This is a genomic window from Pseudogulbenkiania sp. FW507-F1 (assembly GCF_058781125.1).
This window is the reverse complement of sequence record NZ_JBYSWM010000001.1, coordinates 224,644-242,185: the sequence shown is the minus strand read 5'-3', so window position 1 is coordinate 242,185 and position 17,542 is coordinate 224,644. Positions and strand designations below refer to the sequence as shown.

At 66.7% G+C, this 17,542-nt stretch carries 20 protein-coding genes; 11 read left to right on the top strand and 9 right to left on the bottom strand.

Going from position 1 to position 17,542, the window contains the following annotated elements:
• Positions 1-50: 50 nt before the first annotated feature.
• On the bottom strand, positions 51-740 hold the full coding sequence (locus AC3WG5_RS01150) for a helix-turn-helix transcriptional regulator (RefSeq protein WP_492567485.1): 690 nt from the start codon (positions 738-740) through the stop codon (positions 51-53).
• 315 nt (positions 741-1,055) lie between these two features.
• Between AC3WG5_RS01150 and fusA the strand changes: the two genes are divergently transcribed.
• Positions 1,056-3,101 carry an elongation factor G gene (fusA, locus tag AC3WG5_RS01145; RefSeq protein WP_492567484.1) on the top strand — a complete coding sequence of 682 codons (2,046 nt, stop codon included), beginning with the start codon at positions 1,056-1,058 and terminating at the stop codon, positions 3,099-3,101.
• A 73-nt stretch (positions 3,102-3,174) separates the two neighbouring features.
• On the opposite strand, the gene AC3WG5_RS01140 is transcribed toward fusA, so the two are convergent.
• Together AC3WG5_RS01140 and AC3WG5_RS01135 are read right to left on the bottom strand one after the other, a co-directional pair.
• Positions 3,175-3,954, bottom strand: coding sequence for a ferredoxin--NADP reductase (locus AC3WG5_RS01140; RefSeq protein WP_008952345.1), 780 nt, complete (start codon positions 3,952-3,954; stop codon positions 3,175-3,177).
• Positions 3,955-4,129: 175 nt separating this feature from the next.
• Complete coding sequence (locus tag AC3WG5_RS01135; RefSeq protein ID WP_492567483.1) at positions 4,130-5,074, bottom strand: LysR family transcriptional regulator; 945 nt, start codon at positions 5,072-5,074, stop codon at positions 4,130-4,132.
• A 121-nt stretch (positions 5,075-5,195) separates the two neighbouring features.
• On the opposite strand from AC3WG5_RS01135, the gene AC3WG5_RS01130 reads away from it, so the two are divergent.
• The 3 genes from AC3WG5_RS01130 to AC3WG5_RS01120 all read left to right on the top strand — a co-directional run bounded on the left by AC3WG5_RS01130 (position 5,196) and on the right by AC3WG5_RS01120 (position 7,516).
• Positions 5,196-5,564: a DoxX family protein gene (locus tag AC3WG5_RS01130; RefSeq protein ID WP_492567482.1), complete on the top strand. Its 369-nt coding sequence runs from the start codon at positions 5,196-5,198 to the stop codon at positions 5,562-5,564.
• Between the two features lie 29 nt (positions 5,565-5,593).
• Positions 5,594-6,451: a pirin family protein gene (locus AC3WG5_RS01125; RefSeq protein WP_492567481.1), complete on the top strand. Its 858-nt coding sequence runs from the start codon at positions 5,594-5,596 to the stop codon at positions 6,449-6,451.
• Positions 6,452-6,634: 183 nt separating this feature from the next.
• Complete coding sequence (locus AC3WG5_RS01120; protein ID WP_492567480.1) at positions 6,635-7,516, top strand: pirin family protein; 882 nt, start codon at positions 6,635-6,637, stop codon at positions 7,514-7,516.
• A gap of 9 nt (positions 7,517-7,525) precedes the next feature.
• On the opposite strand, the gene AC3WG5_RS01115 is transcribed toward AC3WG5_RS01120, so the two are convergent.
• The gene (locus AC3WG5_RS01115; RefSeq protein ID WP_492567479.1) at positions 7,526-7,834 is read right to left on the bottom strand and encodes a hypothetical protein; all 309 of its coding nucleotides are present in this window, start codon (positions 7,832-7,834) and stop codon (positions 7,526-7,528) included.
• Positions 7,835-8,228: 394 nt separating this feature from the next.
• Here AC3WG5_RS01115 and AC3WG5_RS01110 point away from each other — a divergent pair, with 394 nt between their 5' ends.
• Positions 8,229-8,456: a hypothetical protein gene (locus AC3WG5_RS01110; protein ID WP_148283001.1), complete on the top strand. Its 228-nt coding sequence runs from the start codon at positions 8,229-8,231 to the stop codon at positions 8,454-8,456.
• A gap of 76 nt (positions 8,457-8,532) precedes the next feature.
• On the opposite strand, the gene AC3WG5_RS01105 is transcribed toward AC3WG5_RS01110, so the two are convergent.
• Together AC3WG5_RS01105 and AC3WG5_RS01100 are read right to left on the bottom strand one after the other, a co-directional pair.
• A complete protein-coding gene (locus AC3WG5_RS01105) occupies positions 8,533-9,576 on the bottom strand; it encodes a glycosyltransferase family 4 protein (RefSeq protein ID WP_492567477.1) in 1,044 nt (347 codons plus the stop codon).
• Complete coding sequence (locus AC3WG5_RS01100; protein WP_014088471.1) at positions 9,564-10,412, bottom strand: UDP-2,3-diacylglucosamine diphosphatase; 849 nt, start codon at positions 10,410-10,412, stop codon at positions 9,564-9,566. Before AC3WG5_RS01100 ends, AC3WG5_RS01105 begins: the two co-directional genes overlap by 13 nt.
• Positions 10,413-10,610: 198 nt before the next feature.
• Between AC3WG5_RS01100 and AC3WG5_RS01095 the strand changes: the two genes are divergently transcribed.
• From AC3WG5_RS01095 to AC3WG5_RS01075, 5 genes are all read left to right on the top strand, one after another.
• Positions 10,611-10,880, top strand: coding sequence for a PepSY domain-containing protein (locus tag AC3WG5_RS01095; protein ID WP_482584035.1), 270 nt, complete (start codon positions 10,611-10,613; stop codon positions 10,878-10,880).
• A 62-nt stretch (positions 10,881-10,942) separates the two neighbouring features.
• A complete protein-coding gene (locus AC3WG5_RS01090; RefSeq protein ID WP_482584036.1) occupies positions 10,943-11,497 on the top strand; it encodes a cytochrome b/b6 domain-containing protein in 555 nt (184 codons plus the stop codon).
• 36 nt (positions 11,498-11,533) lie between these two features.
• A complete protein-coding gene (locus tag AC3WG5_RS01085) occupies positions 11,534-12,196 on the top strand; it encodes a response regulator (protein WP_008952355.1) in 663 nt (220 codons plus the stop codon).
• Positions 12,193-13,512 (top strand): ATP-binding protein, encoded by a 1,320-nt coding sequence (locus AC3WG5_RS01080; protein WP_492567475.1) that lies wholly within the window; start codon positions 12,193-12,195, stop codon positions 13,510-13,512. Before AC3WG5_RS01085 ends, AC3WG5_RS01080 begins: the two co-directional genes overlap by 4 nt.
• A 249-nt stretch (positions 13,513-13,761) precedes the next feature.
• On the top strand, positions 13,762-14,142 hold the full coding sequence (locus AC3WG5_RS01075; RefSeq protein ID WP_492567474.1) for a rhodanese-like domain-containing protein: 381 nt from the start codon (positions 13,762-13,764) through the stop codon (positions 14,140-14,142).
• Positions 14,143-14,219: 77 nt separating this feature from the next.
• Here the strand turns inward: AC3WG5_RS01075 and nosZ are convergent, their stop codons facing one another.
• Complete coding sequence (gene nosZ, locus AC3WG5_RS01070) at positions 14,220-16,154, bottom strand: TAT-dependent nitrous-oxide reductase (RefSeq protein ID WP_492567473.1); 1,935 nt, start codon at positions 16,152-16,154, stop codon at positions 14,220-14,222.
• 198 nt (positions 16,155-16,352) lie between these two features.
• On the opposite strand from nosZ, the gene AC3WG5_RS01065 reads away from it, so the two are divergent.
• Positions 16,353-16,760, top strand: coding sequence for a c-type cytochrome (locus AC3WG5_RS01065; RefSeq protein WP_482584040.1), 408 nt, complete (start codon positions 16,353-16,355; stop codon positions 16,758-16,760).
• Positions 16,761-16,895: 135 nt separating this feature from the next.
• Here AC3WG5_RS01065 and AC3WG5_RS01060 read toward each other — a convergent pair whose 3' ends face one another.
• Together AC3WG5_RS01060 and AC3WG5_RS01055 are read right to left on the bottom strand one after the other, a co-directional pair.
• Positions 16,896-17,273, bottom strand: coding sequence for a toxin-antitoxin system TumE family protein (locus tag AC3WG5_RS01060; RefSeq protein ID WP_492567472.1), 378 nt, complete (start codon positions 17,271-17,273; stop codon positions 16,896-16,898).
• Positions 17,270-17,539, bottom strand: coding sequence for a hypothetical protein (locus tag AC3WG5_RS01055; protein ID WP_482584042.1), 270 nt, complete (start codon positions 17,537-17,539; stop codon positions 17,270-17,272). Before AC3WG5_RS01055 ends, AC3WG5_RS01060 begins: the two co-directional genes overlap by 4 nt.
• Between the last annotated feature and the right edge of the window lie 3 nt (positions 17,540-17,542).

The window sequence follows — 17,542 nt, the reverse complement described above, 5'->3', positions numbered from 1 at the left end:
CAAGGCATCGTAGACGCCACCCCTGACAGATTCTGTCAGTAGCCAATGCGCTAAGACGGGACGATGCCTTCGCTCTGCCGCCACGCTTGCAGCAAGGCCTGGCGGCGGCGGGGATAGCGTGTTTCCGAGACCGCCAGGCTCACGATCCGGTCCGTGCGGAAATGCCGGATAGCTCCGCGCAGCTCGCACCAGGCGGCGACGACGCGGACGCGTTCGAAGAAGCCGAGGGCGAAAGGCCAGACGATCCGTACCGACTCCTGGTCCTGGAGGTCGCGGTAGCGGATTTCCAGCTTGCGTTCGCTGCGGATGGCCCGGCGGATGGCGGCCAAATCCACCTCGCCGGCCGGCGCGGGTTCGGCCGGCCCCACCAGCAGCGCCGACGTGTCGAGTTCGTGACGCAACTCGGGCGGCAGCACGGCCGCGATCTTGGCGATCACGTTGCGCGCCGCCTCGCCCAGCGGGGTATCGGCCTGCTTCGCCACCCAGCGCGAGCCCAGCACCAGGGCCTCGATCTCCTCTTCGGAGAACATCAGCGGCGGCAGCAGGAAGCCGGGGCGGAGCACGTAGCCGACACCCGGCGCACCCTCGATGCATGCGCCTTGCGCCTGTAGCGAGGCGATGTCCCGATACAGCGTGCGCAGGCTGATGCCGAGTTCGGCCGCCAGGGCGGCGCCGCTGATCGGATAGCGGTGGCGGCGCAAGACTTGCATCAGTTGCAGCAGACGTTCGGCACGGGACACAGTGAGAATTCCGGATGGTGAATCCCGCCATGCTGCCACGGATTGGCAGGAAGTTGTGTGGTGTTCGGTTCCAAGCGGGCGTCGCCCCGTAGCACGACGACCGATTTGGGATGCATCACGTCCAGGGGGTTTATCGCCATCGATCAGCATGGTGTCGGTCAAGCGTAACGTCACTGGTGAGGCTGTCATCATGAAGATGGCGTCGCCAACGCCGATACCGCTCCCTGTCGCCCCCAGTCCTTGCCGGCCCCTTCGCCGCCTGCACCACCCCATGACATGTCTATACTTCGAGCATTCGTATGCGAGGAGACGGTCATGTCGAATTACCCGGTCGAAGCCATCCGCACGGTCGCCCTGGTCGGGCAGGGCGATAGCGGCAAGACGACGTTGGCCGAAGCGCTGCTGCACAAGAGTGGCGCGATCACCGCGGCGGGGACGGTGGAACGGGGAGACACGGTGTGCGATTTCGATCCGCTGGAGCGCGACTACCGTCACTCGCTGAGTTCGGCGCTGGTGCATTTTCAGCACGACGGGGCCGAAATCCGCTTGCTCGACACCCCCGGCTTCCCCGATTTCATCGGCCAGGCGATTTCGGCGCTGGCGGCGGTGGAGACGGCGCTGGTGGTGGTCAACGCGCAAAACGGCATCGAACTCACCACGCGCCGCATGATGGCGTGGGCCGGGGAGCGAGGCCTGTGCCGCATGCTGGTGGTCAACAAGATCGACGCTGAGCGCGTCGACCTGCCGGGCCTGCTGGCCCAGCTGCGCGAGGCCTTCGGTCGGGAGGTGCTGCCGCTCAACCTGCCCGCCGACGGCGCCCGCCGCGTGGTCGACTGTTTCTTCACCCCGGCCGGCACGGCCGATTTCTCGTCGGTGGCCGAGGCGCACCAGGCACTGGTCGACCAGGTGGTCGAGGTCGACGAGAAACTGATGGCGCGCTACCTGGAGCAGGGCGAGGTCACCCCGGAAGAACTGCACGCGCCGCTGGAGCGCGCGCTGCGCGAGGGGCATCTGATCCCGCTCTGCTTCGTCTCGGCCAGGACCGGCGCCGGCGTGGCCGAGCTGCTCGACGTGCTGGCGCGGCTGGCGCCGAACCCCACCGAGGGCAACCCGCCGCTGTTCTACAAGGGCGAGGGCGAGGCGGCGCTGGCCTTCCATTCCGAGCCCGACCCGGCGCGCCACGTGCTCGCCCACGTCTTCAAGGTGGTGATAGACCCCTTCGTCGGCAAGCTCGGCATCTTCCGCGTGCACCAGGGCACGGTGACGCGCGATACCCAGCTGTTCGTCGGCGACGGCCGCAAGCCGTTCAAGGTCGGCCACCTGCTGCGCCTGCAGGGCAAGCGCTACGACGAGGTCGAGCGGCTGATCCCCGGCGACTTCGGCGCCGTGGCCAAGGTCGACGAGATCGAGTTCGACGCGGTGCTGCACGACTCGCACGACGAGGATCACATCCATCTCAAGCCGCTGGCGTTCCCGGTGCCGATGCAGGGCCTGGCGATCGAGCCCAAGCGGCGTGGCGACGAGCAGCGCATCACCGAGGTGCTGCAGCGCCTGGTGGCGGAGGACCCGTGCGTCAAGGTCGACTACCACCCGGCCACCCACGAGACGGTGCTGCGCGCCATGGGCGAGCTGCACCTGCGCTACCTGCTCGACCGCATGGCCGGCGGCTTCAAGCTGGAGGTGGCGACCCGGCCGCCGCGCGTGCCCTACCGCGAAACCATCACCCGGCCCGCCGAGGGTCACCATCGTCACAAGAAGCAGAGCGGCGGTGCCGGCCAGTTCGGCGAGGTGTTCCTGCGCATCGAGCCGTTGCCGCGCGGCGCCGGCTTCGAATTCGTCGACGCCGTGAAGGGCGGCGTCATCCCGGGGCAATTCATCCCCTCGGTGGAAAAAGGCGTGCGCTCGGTACTGGCCGCCGGGCCGCTGGCGGGATTCCCGGTGGAGGATGTGAAGGTCACGGTGTACGACGGCAAGAGCCACTCGGTCGATTCCAAGGACGTCGCCTTCCAGGCCGCCGGGCGGCGGGCGATGCTGGCGGCGCTGCGCGCGGCGGGCGCGATCGTGCTGGAGCCGATCGTGGCGATCGAGATTACCGCGCCCGAGGCCCGGCTCGGCGATCTCGCGGGCGACCTCACCGGCCGGCGCGGCCAGGTGGGCGGGACCGAGCCGCTGGCGCAGGGGCTGACGCTGATCCGCGGCCAGGTGCCGCTGGCCGAGCTGGAAGGCTACGCCGGCCGTCTCAAGTCGATCACGGCCGGGCAGGGGGCCTACTCGCTGGAGCTGAGCCACTACGACACCGTGCCGCAGGAGGTGCAGCAGCGGCTGGCGGCGGGGTACAAGGCGGAGCAGGAGGAGGATTAAGTTCCAAGAAAAACAGCCCAGCCGGTGTAAACCGGACTGGGCTGTTTTTGTCGGGAGTCCCGAGGGATTTGGCTTACTTCTCGACGAAGGCGCGCTCGATGGCGTAGTCGCCCGGTTCGCCCATGCGCGGCGATTCCTTGAAGCCCAGGTTGTCGAGGAGCTTGCAGGTGTCTTCCAGCATCGCCGGGCTGCCGCACAGCAGGGCGCGGTCGGTCTGCGGGTTGAGCTGCGGCAGGCCGATGTCGGCGGCGAGCTTGCCGTTCAGGATCAGGTCGGTCAGGCGGCCCTGGTTGTGGAACGGTTCGCGCGTCACGGTCGGGTAGTAGATCAGCTTTTCTTTGACCAGCTCGCCCAGGTACTCGTGCTCCGGCAGTTCCTTGGTGATGTAGTCGTAGTAGCCCAGCTCGCTCACCCAGCGCACGCCGTGGATCAGCACGATCTTTTCGTAGCGGTCGTAGACTTCCGGGTCCTTGATGATGGACATGAACGGGGCCAGACCGGTACCGGTGGACAACAGGTACAGGTTCTTGGCGTCCGGCAGCAGGTTGTCCTGCACCAGGGTGCCGGTCGGCTTGCCGGAGATCACCACGCTGTCGCCCGGCTTGATGCCTTGCAGGCGCGAGGTCAGCGGGCCGTTCGGCACCTTGATCGAGTAGAACTCGAGGTGCTCTTCCCAGTTGGCGCTGGCGACGGAGTAGGCACGGATCAGCGGCTTGCCGTTGACTTCCAGGCCGATCATCACGAACTGACCGTTGATGAAGCGCAGGCCCGGATCGCGGGTGCAGGTGAAGCTGAAAAGGGTGTCGTTCCAGTGGTGAACGCTAAGGACTTTTTCGGAAGTCAGAGTCGCCATGTGCCAGTCCGTCAAAACATGAAGAGAAGAATGAGCGGCATTCTACACCTTTGCGCTATAACTGTTTTGTACTGATATCTTATGTTTTTATAGAAAAATGATATATGTCAGTTTTTCCACGAATTTTTGCCGTTTCCGGGCGTGATATTGCCGACAAAGTGGTGAATCGTGGTGCTTATGCCATGTCGCTGTTTTGTTGCGTGGAGGGAACCTGTTGTAGTTGTTGTTGCAGGTGCTGTTGCACCGCCTGGCGCAAGCCCTCGGCGAGATAGCGCGTGGCCGGCCCGGCCGCCTCGGCCGCGGCGTTGACCAGGTAGAGCGAACTCTTGCGCTGCTGCCCCTGCGCCAGCGGTAGCGGGCACAGCAGGCCGTGGGCGAGCGGCTGGCGAATGCGGTGTTCCGGCAGCCAGCCATAGGCCAGACCGGCGCTGACCACGTCGAGCGCGGTGTGCGGGCTGCTCACGGTCCAGCGCTGGCTGGCGCCGAGCCACCCTTCGTCGCGCGGCTGGCGCGTGCCGGAGTCACGCACCACCACCTGCGGGTAGCGGCGCAGGTCGTCCTCGCCCAGCCGGTGCCCCGCCGCCAGGAGGGGGTGCCCGGGCGCGGCCACGGCGACGAAGGTGGCGTCCATCAGCCAGTCGCCCATGAAACCGCTGGGAACGCGGGTGACGATGGCGAGCTCTACCGCGCCGGCGTAGAGCGCGTCGTCGGCGCCGGACATCACCACCTCGTGCACCTGCAGCCGGGTGTCGGGACAGTGGCCGGCGAAACCGGCCAGGGCGCACAGCAAGGCGTCGGTGGGGAACAGGCTGTCCACCGCCAGCCGCACCTCGGCCTCCCAGCCGGCGTCCAGCGCGCGGGCCCGCGCCTCCAGCCGCAGCGCGGCCTCGATCAGCGGCGTGGCTTCCCGCAGCAGCGCGGCGCCGGCGGCGGTCAGCTTCATGCGCCGTCCTTCCGCCTCCAGCAGGCTGACGCCGAGCTGTTCCTGCAGCCGCGCCACGTTGTAGCTGACGGCCGACTGGCTGCGGTTCAGCGCGCTGGCAGCCTGGGCGAAACCGCCGTGTTCGACGATGGCCTGCAGTACGCGCCATTGTTCCAGCGAGGTACGGGGAAAATTCATATATCGAAAATTTGGTTGTTTCTGCGCTTAATTTTGCGCTTTTTAATCAAAAAAATCATGCCAATAATGCAGCACACCAACACGGAATGTCTCCGTGCTTGACCCCCCACAGGAGAATGTCATGGATAAACTGGCTCTGATCGCCTCCCGCGTGCTGCTGGCGCAGCTCTTCATCATTTCCGGCTTCGGCAAGGTTACCGGCTACGCCGGAACCCAAGGCTACATGCAGGCGATGGGGGTGCCGGGGGCGCTGCTGCCGCTGGTGATCCTGGTGGAGCTGGGCGGTGGCCTGCTCTTGGTGGCCGGCTTGTTCACGCGCTGGGTGGCCCTGGCCCTGGCCGGCTTCACCCTGGTGTCGGCGCTGATCTTCCACACCCATTTTGCCGATCAGATCCAGATGATCATGTTCATGAAGAACCTGTCGATCACCGGCGGCCTGCTGTTGCTGGCGTTCCCGGGGGCGCTGGGCGCCGCCAAGTCGGCACGTTGATCCCGTTATTGCTTGAGAGGTATAGATCGATGATTTCCACCACGTTTGCCAGCCGCGACGTCGAGCGGCTGGTGCAGGGGATGGCGGTGTCGGATGGCGCCGGTGTCAAGCTGCTGCGCGTGCTGACGCAGGATCTGCAGCACCGCCTCGACCCCTTCCTGATGCTGGACGAGTTCCGCTCGGACGATCCGAACGACTACATCGCCGGTTTTCCGGACCATCCGCACCGCGGCTTCGAGACGGTGACCTACATGCTGGCCGGGCGCATGCGCCACCGCGACAGCAGCGGTGGGGAAGGCGTGCTGGCCTCGGGTGGGGTGCAGTGGATGACCGCCGGGCGCGGCATCGTGCACTCCGAGCTGCCGGAGCAGGAGGACGGCCTGATGCACGGCTTCCAGCTGTGGCTGAACCTGCCGTCGCAGCAGAAGATGACCACGCCGGGCTACCGCGACATTCCGGCCGCCGCGATCCCGCGCTATACCGCCGCCAGCGGCGCCGAGGTGCAGGTGATCGCCGGTGCTGCCGACGGCGTGGCCGGGGCGGTGGAACGGCCGGTGACGCTGCCGCTCTACCTCGACATCCACTTGCCTGCCGGCTGCATGCACGAGGTGGCGATCGCGGACGGTCACAATGCCTTCGTCTACGTCTACCAGGGTACGGCCGGTGTCGGTGGCCACGGCCGCGAGGTGCACGAGCGGCAGATGGCGATCCTCGACAACCATCCGGGACGCGAGGGGGTGGCGCTCTCCAGCGCCGCTGGCGCCCGCCTGCTGGTGGTGGCCGGCCATCCGCTGCACGAGCCGATCGCGCAGTGGGGGCCGTTTGTGATGAACAGCCGCGAGGAAGTCGAGGCCGCCATCGACGATTTCCGCCACGGCCGCTTTTAGCCTATGCCATCAGGCGGCGGCGCCTTTGCCGCGTGAGTGTTGGCAGTGATTCGCCCGGCGCTACGGACTCCTCATGTCCTCCGTGGTCATGCCGGTTGCCGTGCACCGGCGGCCCTCACGCTGCTTTGGCTCGTCCGCCTGCTGGAACGGGCTCTTGATCCGTCATACGGAAGGGAAAATGCCATGAGTGCCATTCGTTACCTGATCGACCCCGCCGTCGCCGATATCGGCTTTCCGGTACAGCGCCTGCTGCCGGCCCCTGTGACGCAGGCGGTCGGGCCGTTCGTGTTTCTCGACCACATGGGCCCGGCGCATTTTGCCGCGGCCACCACCGCCGGCGACGTGCGGCCGCACCCGCATATCGGGCTCGCCACGGTGACCTACCTGTTTTCCGGGGCGATGATGCACCGCGACAGCCTGGGCAGCGTGCAGCGCATCGAGCCGGGCGCGGTCAACCTGATGGCGGCCGGGCGCGGCATCGTCCATTCCGAGCGGGTGCCGGAGGATATCCGGGCAGAAGGCGTGGCGGTCGAGGGCATGCAGATGTGGCTGGCGCTGCCCAAGGCGCTGGAAGACATGGCGCCGGAGTTCCGCCACTACCCGGAACCGCAACTGCCGCAGCAGGAGGCCGACGGTGTCTGGCTGCACCTGCTGATGGGCGAGGCGTTTGGTTTGCGTTCGCCGGTGCACTGCTATTCCGGCACGCTGTTCGCGGCGGCACGGCTAGCCGCCGGGGCGGCGTGGTCGCTGGACGCCGTGGCCGAGGAGCGCGCGGTGTACGTGGTGTCCGGCGGGCTGACGCTGGACGGAACCCGCGTCGAGGCCGGGCAGCTGGCGGTGCTGGAGCCGGGAGTGACGGTGCGGCTGCAGGCGGGCGAGGAGGCGCGGCTGATGCTGTTGGGCGGCGAGCCGCTCGACGGCCCGCGTTACCTGCACTGGAACTTCGTCTCCAGCCGCCGCGAAGCCATCATTACCGCGCGCGACGACTGGGAGCAGGGCCGCTTCCCGGCGGTGCCGGGCGAGACCGAGTTCATTCCGCTGCCACCGTCGGCGCGCTGGCGCTGAGCGCCGGGGTCAGGGGGCAGGTTTGAACTGCCCCATCGCCTTCATCTGCTGGCATGGGTCGTGCCGCATCCGGCCCAGGCTGCGCATGTGGCGGCTTTTGGCGCGCTGCTGCATCTGGTCGCGGTGCTGCTTGAGGTAGGCCTGACAGGCCTCCAGCGAGGTGAAGGAGTGCATGGTCTTGATGTGCTCGCTGCGCTCCTCGGGCGTCATCATCTTCCAGCCCGGGGTGTTGTCGGGGCCGGCCTGCCAGGGCTGTGCCCCGACCGAGGCCGCCAGCAGCAGGGCGCAAAGGCCGCTCAACCAGTGTTTTTGTCGCATGGTGTTCTCCGCTCGGTTTGTCTCTCTCCACCTTAGCGCGCGCGGGAGGAAGGGCAAGACAAAAGGGGGCGGAGCTTGCGCTGGGTCAAGCGGGTGCGATGGGGCCGGGGCAAGGACGGGAGAAAACGGAAGAGGGCGCCCCTGTGGGTGCGCCCTCTGCTACGACGTAAAGATCAGTGGATACACAATGAAACAGTCAACGATGATGTTACTGCTACTCCACACCTTAACTGCCTCACACCCAAGCCCTCATGCACTGAGGGGGGAGTGTGAGCGAGGTCTACCTGCCAAAACGGTATAAAGGGATAAAGAACGGTCAACAACACCATGCTTCCAAACGGAACATCTGGCTACATTGGAAGCGGTTTCGACAAACCCTTGCGGGTATCCCGAAATGCGGCTGCTTTACCGGCAACCTCATTCCTTGACTGCTGGATTAAGTCGTCTGTTCTTTCTCTCGATTAAACGCCTGGGCATAACCGGTTGTTTCGGGGTTCCTGCATCGGGAAGCGATGCTGGTAGCACCCTTGGGCAGAATGAAGCCGGTCCGATTTTAGTGCCGACCGGCACTGCCCGCTTTTTGCAGGGCGCGATGAAACAAGGCAAAGCAACCGATTTTTAGCCGATGACGCATCCGCTGCCCTCCTTGTGATGTCCTGTACTCACTATAGCCCTCGTTACGGCTGGGGCAAGTTCTTTTAACGGCTTTCGCTAAGCGCCTGCTGCGGCTGCGCCAGGCCGGCGGCGTTGGGGTGCAGGTGGCGTTCAAATTGGCGCGCCGCCGCCGTCCACGAGTAGCCTTCCGCCACCCGGCGCACGTGGGCGCGGTCGATCTGCAGCGCCTGCAGGCAGGCCTGGCGCAGATCGTGGTCGAGCACGCCGGCGCCGCTGTCGCCGACCACGTCGAGCGGCCCGGCCACCGGGTAGGCCGCCACCGGGGTGCCGCACGCCATCGCTTCCAGCAGCACCAGGCCGAAGGTGTCGGTGAGGCTGGGGAACACGAACACGTCACCGGCGCGGTAGAAGCGCGCCAACTCGTGCTGCGGGAACACCCCGGCGAAGTACACCTCGGGGTAGTCCTTTTTCAGTCGCGCCAGCAGCGGGCCGTCGCCCACCACCCATTTCGATCCCGGCAGGTCGAGCTTGAGGAAGGCCTCGATGTTCTTTTCCACCGCCACCCGGCCGATGTAGACGAAGCGCGGCGGGGCCGATTCGTCGAGCCGGTCGCGCTCGCCCGGGGTGAACAGCGCGGTGTCGACGCCGCGGCTCCACAGCACCACGTTGGTGAAGCCGCGCGCGGTGAGGTCGGCGGCGATCGACGGGGTCGGCACCATCACGGCGCGCGCGGCGTTGTGGAAGCGGCGCATCCAGGCGTAGCTGATGCCCAGCGGCAGCCGGCTGCGCGCCTGGATGTATTCGGGGAAGCGGGTGTGGTAGGCGGTGGTGAAGGCCAGGCCGTGGCGCAGGCAGTAGCGCCGTGCCGCCAGCCCGAGCGGGCCTTCGGTGGCGATGTGGACGGCGTGCGGGGCGAACCCGGCGATGCGCGCTGCGACGCCGCGGTAGGGGCGTAGCGACAGGCGGATGTCGGGGTAGGTCGGGCAGGGCAGGGTGCGGAACTCGAGCGGCGTGATCATTTCCACGTCGTGGCCGAAGCCTTCGAGTTCGCGCACGGTCTCGGTCAGCGTGCGGACCACGCCGTTGACCTGGGGCTGCCAGGCGTCGGTGACGATCAGGATGCGCATGTGGCCTCCGGGGCGGGTTCAAGGTTGGCCGAAGCCGCGGCTTCGGTGCTGTGGGCGGCCTGGGCGGGCTTGCCGAGCAGCTGGGTCCAGTACACCACTTCGAGCCGGCCGTCGGCGTGCTCCACCAGCGCCGACAGGCTCTCCACCCAGTCGCCGCAGTTGCCGTACAGCACGCCGTCGATGTCCTTCACCTCGGCCTTGTGGATGTGGCCGCACACCACGCCGTCGAAGCCGCGCCGGCGCGCCTCGCCGGCCAGCAGCTGTTCGAAGTCGCTGATGAAGTTCACCGCGTTCTTCACCTTGTGCTTGAGGTATTGCGACAGCGACCAGTAGGGCAGGCCGAGCTGGCTGCGCACCCAGTTGTAGCCGCGGTTGAGCTGCAAAATCAGCGTGTACAGGTTGTCGCCGAGATAGGCCAGCCACTTGGCGTACTGGATCACGCCGTCGAACTCGTCGCCGTGGATCACCAGCAGGCGCTTGCCGTCGGCGGTGTGGTGTTCGGCCTCCTGGCGGATGGCGATGCCGCCGAAGTCGAGCCCGCCGTACTGGCGCGCGGCCTCGTCGTGGTTACCCGGCACGTACACCACGCGGGTGCCCTTGCGCGCCTTGCGCAGGATCTTCTGCACCACGTCGTTGTGGCTCTGCTTCCAGTACCAGGATTTGCGCAGCTGCCAGCCGTCGACGATGTCGCCGACCAGGTAGAGGTAGTCGGCGTCGTGGTGGCGCAGGAAGTCGAGCAGGTGTTCGGCGCGGCAGCCGGAGGTGCCGAGGTGCACGTCCGAAATCCAGATGGCGCGGTAGCGGCGGGGGGCGGTTTGCTGGAGTGTGGGCGACATGTGGCGGTATCCCGGTCCGGAAGACAACCCGATGGTGCCGCGCCAACATGACGTCGTGGTGAGCGTCCGGTGACGGCTGTGTGACAGCCGCGCCACAGTGGCGGGATAATGGCCGCGATTAATGTGCGGTTAAGTTGCGGTGGCTTAAATGGCTGCCATCACGTCGTTACCCCCCACCGTCAACTCGAGGAAACTGTCATGAAAAAATGGGTTCTGACCGCCCTGATCGCCGCCGTCGCCGCGCCTGCCGCCTTTGCCGCCGCCAAGTGCGAGCAGCACCCCAAGGAGCAGTGGATCAAGGAAGCCGATTTCAAGCAGAAGCTGGTGAAAGAAGGCTACCAGATCAAGAAATTCAAGGTGGACGGCAACTGCTACGAGCTCTACGGCAAGAACAAGGACGGCAAGAAAGTGGAAATCTACTACGATACCGTCTCCGGCAAGCCGGTGAAGAGCGAAATCCAGGATTGAGTCCGCAAGACGGATCACACCCCGGCCGCGCCTGCGGCCTTTTTGTTTGTGGGGAGCCGAGCATGAACCACACCGTACAGTACGAAACCATCAGGGTATGGGATCGTTTCGTGCGCTTTTTCCACTGGGCCCTGGCCGGGGGCATCCTGGCCAATCTGTTGCTGCTGGAGGAGGGCGATCCGCCGCACCGCTGGGTCGGCTACGCCGCCGCCGCGCTGGTGCTGGCACGCATCGGGTGGGGCTTCATCGGCAGCCGCCACGCGCGCTTCGCCGACTTCTTCCCGACCCCGTCCAGGTTGGCCGAACACTGGCGCCTGCTGCGCCAGGGGCGGGACGACCACCACCCCGGCCACAACCCGCTGGGCGCGCTGATGATGCTGGCGCTGATGGCGCTGGTGCTGGCGCTCGGCGTGACCGGCTACCTGATGGGCACCGACGCCTACTGGGGCGAGGAGTGGCTGGAGAACCTGCACGAGGCGCTGGCCAATACCCTGACCGCGTGCGTCGGCCTGCACGTGCTGGCGGCGCTGCTGATGAGCCGGCTCTCGCGCGTCAACCTGGTGCGCGCCATGGTGACCGGGATCAAGGTGCGCCCGGTGCGCGACAGTGCACGCTGAAGCGCCTGATGGACCACCCTTGCGACGGAGCACGCCATGCGCATTCTGCTGATTGAAGACGACGACATGATCGCCGACGGACTCAAGGCCGGGCTCGGCCAGCTGGGCTTCGTGGTGGACTGGTTCCGCGACGGCAAGTCCGGCCTGGCGGCGCTCTCCGGCGCGCCCTTCGACGCCGTGATCCTCGACCTTGGCCTGCCCGGTCTCGACGGCATGGAGGTGCTGGCCGCCTGGCGCCGCGCCGGGCGCAGCGAACCGGTGCTGATCCTGACCGCGCGCGACGCGCTGCCGGAACGGCTCAAGGGGCTCGACGCCGGGGCCGACGACTACCTGGTCAAGCCGTTCGCGCTGGCCGAGGTGGCGGCGCGGCTGCGCGCGCTGATCCGCCGCCGCCACGGCCAGAGCGGGCCGCTCTACCTGCATGGCGCGCTCAGCTTCGACCCGGTGGCGCGCCGCGCCACCCTGTCCGGCGAGCCGCTGGAGCTGACCGCGCGCGAGCTGGCGCTGCTCGAGCTGCTGCTGGTCAGCAAGGGGCGCGTGCTGCCGCGCAGCCTGATTGAGGAGAAACTGTACGGCTGGGACCAGGAACTCGACAGCAACGCGGTCGAGGTGCACGTGCACCATCTGCGCAAGAAGCTCGGCAGCGGCTTCATCAAGACCGTGCGCGGCATCGGCTACACCCTGGGGGACGAGGAGTGAAGACACCGCCGAGCCTGCGCGGCCGGCTGATGCGCATGATCATGCTGGTGGTGCCGCTGGTGTGGCTGGTGGCCACCGGCATCTCCGGCTACGCCGCCTGGCACGAGGTCAACGAGCAGTACGACGGCCAGCAGCGCCTGTTCGCCCAGCAGCTGCTCTATTCCTCGCGCGCCTTTACCCGTCCCGCTCCGCCCTACGAGCACGGCGAGGAGGGCGAGGTCGACCACATGGCGCTGGCGGTGTGGAACGCCGGCGGCGAACTGCTGATGAGCGACGGCGAAGGCTTGGCCTTGAGTCCCCATCCGGGGTATTCCGGCTTCCTGACGCTCGATACCGAAGAAGGCAAGCACTGGCGCGTGTTCTATCTCAGCGACGCCCACTACAGCGTGGCGGTGGCCCAGGAGTTCAAGGAGCGCTGGGAGGTGGTGCGCGGCCTGCTCGTGGCGCAATGGCTGCCCTGGCTGTTGATGGTGCCGGTGTTGCTGATCCTGTTGTGGCGCAGCGTGGCGCGGGGGCTGGCGCCGCTGGAACGGGTGCGCGAGGAACTGCAGCACCGCACCCCGGACGACCCGACCCCGCTGTCGCGCGCGGTGCCCTCGGAACTGACGCCGCTGATCGACGGCATGAACGGGCTGATCGCGCGCGGCGCCGAGATGCTGTCGCGCGAGCGCCGTTTCACCGCCGATGCCGCGCACGAATTGCGCACCCCGCTGGCGGCGTTGCGGGTCCAGGCCGAGGTGGCGCAGTTGAGCACCACCACCAAGGCACGGCAGCACGCCCTGGGGCAGCTCACGCTCGGCATCGACCGCGCCACGCGGCTGACCGAGCAACTGCTGGCGCTGTCGCGGCTCGACCCGCTGCAGACCCCGGCCCACCTCGCCCCGCTGCGCTGGCAGGCGATCGCCGCGCGGGCGCTGGAGGAGGCCCGGCACGTCGCCGCGGAGCGCGGCATTGGCGTCGAACTGCAGCAGAGCGTCCCCGACGCCGAGGTGCTGCCGCTTTCCGGCGACGAAACCCTGGTCGGGCTGCTGCTGCGCAACCTGCTCGACAACGCCATCCGCTACTCGCCGGACGGCGCCACGGTGACGCTGGTGCTGGCCGCCGACCACGTCGCGGTGCGCGACACCGGTCCGGGCATTTCCGCCGAATGGCTGGAGCGGGTGCGCGAGCGCTTCTTCCGCCCGCCGGGGCAGAGCCAGCCCGGCAGCGGCCTCGGGCTCTCCATCGTCGAGCGCGTGGCGGAACTGCACGGCCTCGCGTTGGAGCTGGAAAACCACCCCGAGGGCGGGCTGATCGCGCGCCTGGTGCGCGCCTGAGGCTTCGGCCAACCTGGTGCCGGTGGCTGCGGCAATCGGTCGCATTCCCGGCCTCGCCAGCGCGTACTAAGCTGTCGGTACTCGGGGTTCGCCACCCCGCTCCAAGTGTTTGGCCCACGCCCCGGCGTGGGCCGTTTTCTTTGCCCTTGCGTGCTCGGGCCTGTCCCGGGCGGCGAGCGGCGCCGCCGCTGGCTATCATTCAGGTTGTGATCGAGAACCTCCTCCCTCACAAGCCGAGAGGACGAAGCGATGAGAAGCGCACACGATCTGGTGCGGGAGGCGCGTAGCCGCATCGTCGAGCTGCCGCTGGCCGAGGCTGCGACGTGGCGGCCGGACGGCGTGCTGGTGGTGGACGTGCGCGAGCCGGCGGAGTACGCCGCCGGCCATGTGCCCGGCGCGCTCAACCTGCCGCGCGGCGTGCTGGAATTCAGGCTGGAGGCGGTGCCGGAGTGGGCCAAGCGCCAGCGTCCGGTGCTGCTGTATTGCCAGACCAGCAATTGCGCCGCGCTGGCGGCGCTGTCGCTGCTGCAGATGGGCTATTGCACGGTGCGTTCCATCGCCGGCGGTTTCGACGATTGGGTGGCGGCGGGGCTGCCGGTGGAAAAACCGGCGCCGCCGGCGCCGCACTGAGCGGGCGGCGCGGCAAAAAAAAGCGGGAAGGCCGCAGGCCTTCCCGAAACGCTTCGTTGCAAGGGGTGAGTGCCGGATCAGCGCTCGACGATCAGGCGCGAGCGCATCTCCAGGTGCAGCGCGTGGCAGAAGTGGGTGCAGTAGCACCAGTAAATGCCCGGCTTGTCTGCCTTGAAGGTGACCGACTTGGTCTCCTGCGGGTTGACGATGAAGTTGACGTTGTACTTCGGTATGGCGAAGCCGTGGGTGAGGTCTTCCACCTTGTCGAGGTTGGTCAGGATCACTGTCACCTCGTCGCCCTTCTTGACCTTGAATTCCCTCAGACTGTACGCCGGCGCCTGCGAGGCGAGGTGGATCGTCACCTTGTTGCCGTGGCGCTCGACGCGGCTTTCCTTCGGATCTTTCAGGGCCAGCGGGAAGTCGTCCAGGTTGTAGACCTGGCGCGTCTTGATCTTGTCGCGCTTGACGATGATGAAGTCGTGCGGCTCCGAGTACACCGGGTGGTCGGCGACGTGGATCATCTTGTCGCCACTGATGTCGACCAGCTGCTCGTTTTCCGGATGCAGCGGGCCCACCGGCAGGAAGCGGTCCTTGGAGAACTTGCAGCCCACCGCCAGCCACTGGCCGTCGGCTTCGCGCGTTTCCGACATCGAGGCGTTGGTGTGGCCGGGCTGGAACTGCACGTCGAGGCGGTCCACCACGTACTTGGCGTTCTTGTCGCCGCCGTAGAACTTGATCGCTTCGGCGACGTTCCACTTCACCATCTGCGAGTCGAGGAACAGCGTGGTGTAGGCGTTGCCGCGGCCGTCGAAGGCGGTGTGCAAGGGGCCCAGACCCAGTTCCACTTCGGCGGCGATGGTCTTCTTGATGTCATCGAGCTTGCCGTCGAACCAGGCCAGCACCTTCTCCAGTTCGATCACGGTGGCGGTCGGCGACAGCTTGCCGGCGCAGATGAAGTACTTGGCGTCCGGGCTGGCGTTGACGCCGTGCGGGTTCTTCGGCACCGGCACGTAGGCGGTGAGCGCGGTCTTGGGGTCGGCGTTGGCAGCCTTGGTGCCGTCCACCACCGGGACTTTGGAATCACCGACGGTCTTGAACTTGCCGTCCTTTACCGCCTGCTCGATGCGGGCGATGTTGAAGAACACGCAGGCGTCGCGTTCGGCCGACATCATGTCTTCGTAGTGGATGCCGTTCTCGGTGTTGTACTGGTTCGAGGCAGCGAGCTTGCCGTCGTACGAGGTGGCGACCAGGTCCATGTTGCCGTCGATCTTGCACTGCCAGCGCACTTCCATGGTCTCGGCGTCGACGCAGGTGAACAGCGTGCCGTATTTCTCCGGCGATTCGAGATCACGCCCGTCGTTGGGGTGCGGGATGTGGAATTCGCTGCCGCAGAACACGCGCGTGGTGTGGTCGACGTTCTGGTCCACCGGGTCGCGCTTGTCCGGGAAGATGCCGTGGAAGCCCTGCACGTTGGGCAGTTCGGTGATCTTGTCGCACTCGAAGGTGTCGAGGCGGATGCGCGCCAGGCGCGAGTTGATCTTGTCGTTGACCCAGGCGTAGCGGCCGTCGTAGGTGCCCTTGGCGTAGGAGGCGTGCACGTGGTGGGTGTCGCCGACCATGTACTTGGGCGTGCCGTCCGGCTTGGTGCCGAGGATGGCCTTGGATTCGTTGGTGATGCCCCAGCCGACCATGCAGTCCATGTTGAACACCGGGATACGCTTGATTTCGCGCCCGGACGGCAGGCCCAGCACGCGCATCTCGCCGGAGTGGCCGCCGGACCACAGGCCGTAGTAGTCGTCGAGCTGGCCGGGCAGCTTGTGCGGGTTGTGCCCGGCACCGTGGGCCGGTGCCGTCGCCGCGGCGCCTGCGCTGCTGTCGGCGGCCGCCTGGGCGCCGCCGTCCTTGCAGGCGCTGAGCCCGGCGCTCAGGCCGATGCCCGCCAGCCCCAGCATGGTCGAGGTGCCGAGGAACTGGCGGCGGCTGAGGTCGGACACGGATTCTTCCTTCGCCATAATTTTTACTCCAAGTGTACTGAAATAACGTGTTTTATGATTTTGAAATTCGCCGCTATTGCAATCCTTTTGACCCCGCGCTGGAATTGACGCGCATCAAGCCTTTAAAAGAAACCGTCTTGCCGCGGTTTTAATGCGGCAGGCAGCGGGTAAAATAGTGCTGTCGATTTTTTCGGTTTCCGAATTAAGGGGATAAGCATGAAAAAGAAGGTTCTGGTTCTGGCCCTGTTGAGCCTGGTGACGCTGGCGGCCTGCGGCAAGAAAGAGGCGGCAGCCGAGAGTACCGCCCAGGCGGCGGCGACTCCGGCGGCGGCACCTGCCGCGACCACCACGGCGGCGGCCGATCCGGCGCTGAAGGCGGGCGAGGATGTGTTCAAGAAGACCTGCGTGATGTGCCATCAGACCGGTGCCGCCGGCGCGCCGATGCTCGGCAACAAGGGCGACTGGCAGGCACGCGTGGCGCAGGGCAAGGACACCCTGTACAAGCATGCGCTGGAAGGCTTCACCGGCGAGAAGGGCGCGATGCCGGCACGCGGCGGCAACAGCGCGCTGTCGGATGCCGACGTCAAGGCAGCGGTGGACTTCATGGTGTCCAAGGTGTCGTGAGCCGCTCCGGACGCGGATCTCGGCGCGTCCAGACGGTAGCGAACGGCGGCTCCGGCCGCCGTTTTTTTATGTCGCCGGCGCCGCGCAGGGGCGGGCCGGGGTGAGGGGGCGTGCCGTGTGGCGTGCGTCGTCGCTTCAGGCGCCGGCCGCGCAGTAGCCCAGCAGCGGGTCGTGCTGCAGCGCGGCCAGCAGCGGCCGCACGTTGTCCACCAGCGGCCGGCCCGGCACGGTCAGCGGGTCGGCGCGGAGGGTGCCGGCGGCATCGTGCAGATGGTGCGGAAAGGTGGCGAGTTCGGGATGCAGCGGCGCGGTGTCGAGGCGCAGCACATGGTCGCCGGCTTGCCAGAGAAAACAATACTCCCGATCCGACGCCGCTTTGATTTCCAGCAACGTTCCATTTAATAACTCGAGATTAATGGCATCCTGGTAGAGGATAATATCGCGCGCCAGTATTTCGCCGTAGTCGTCGATAATGGCGTCGCGCAGCATTTCGTAATCAACGGCGCTTTTCATGCTTTCTCCAGGCTGAGTGTCATTTCATCGCGCACTGCCAAAAATTGCTGCTGCAATTGCCGGGCAGACAGGTAATCGTCATAAGCCGGGTGTTCCGCCAGGCGCGCGCCGTGGATGGCGTCGAGCAAGGCCTCCTCGCTGTCGACGGCGTAGCGCGCCAGGATTTCGCGGCGGCTTTCGCGCAGCTGGTACATCAGTTTGGAGAGGCCGTCGATCTTGTCGGCGAGCGGGGCGTCGACGTCGCGGAAGAAGTTCTGGTAGGACATGGC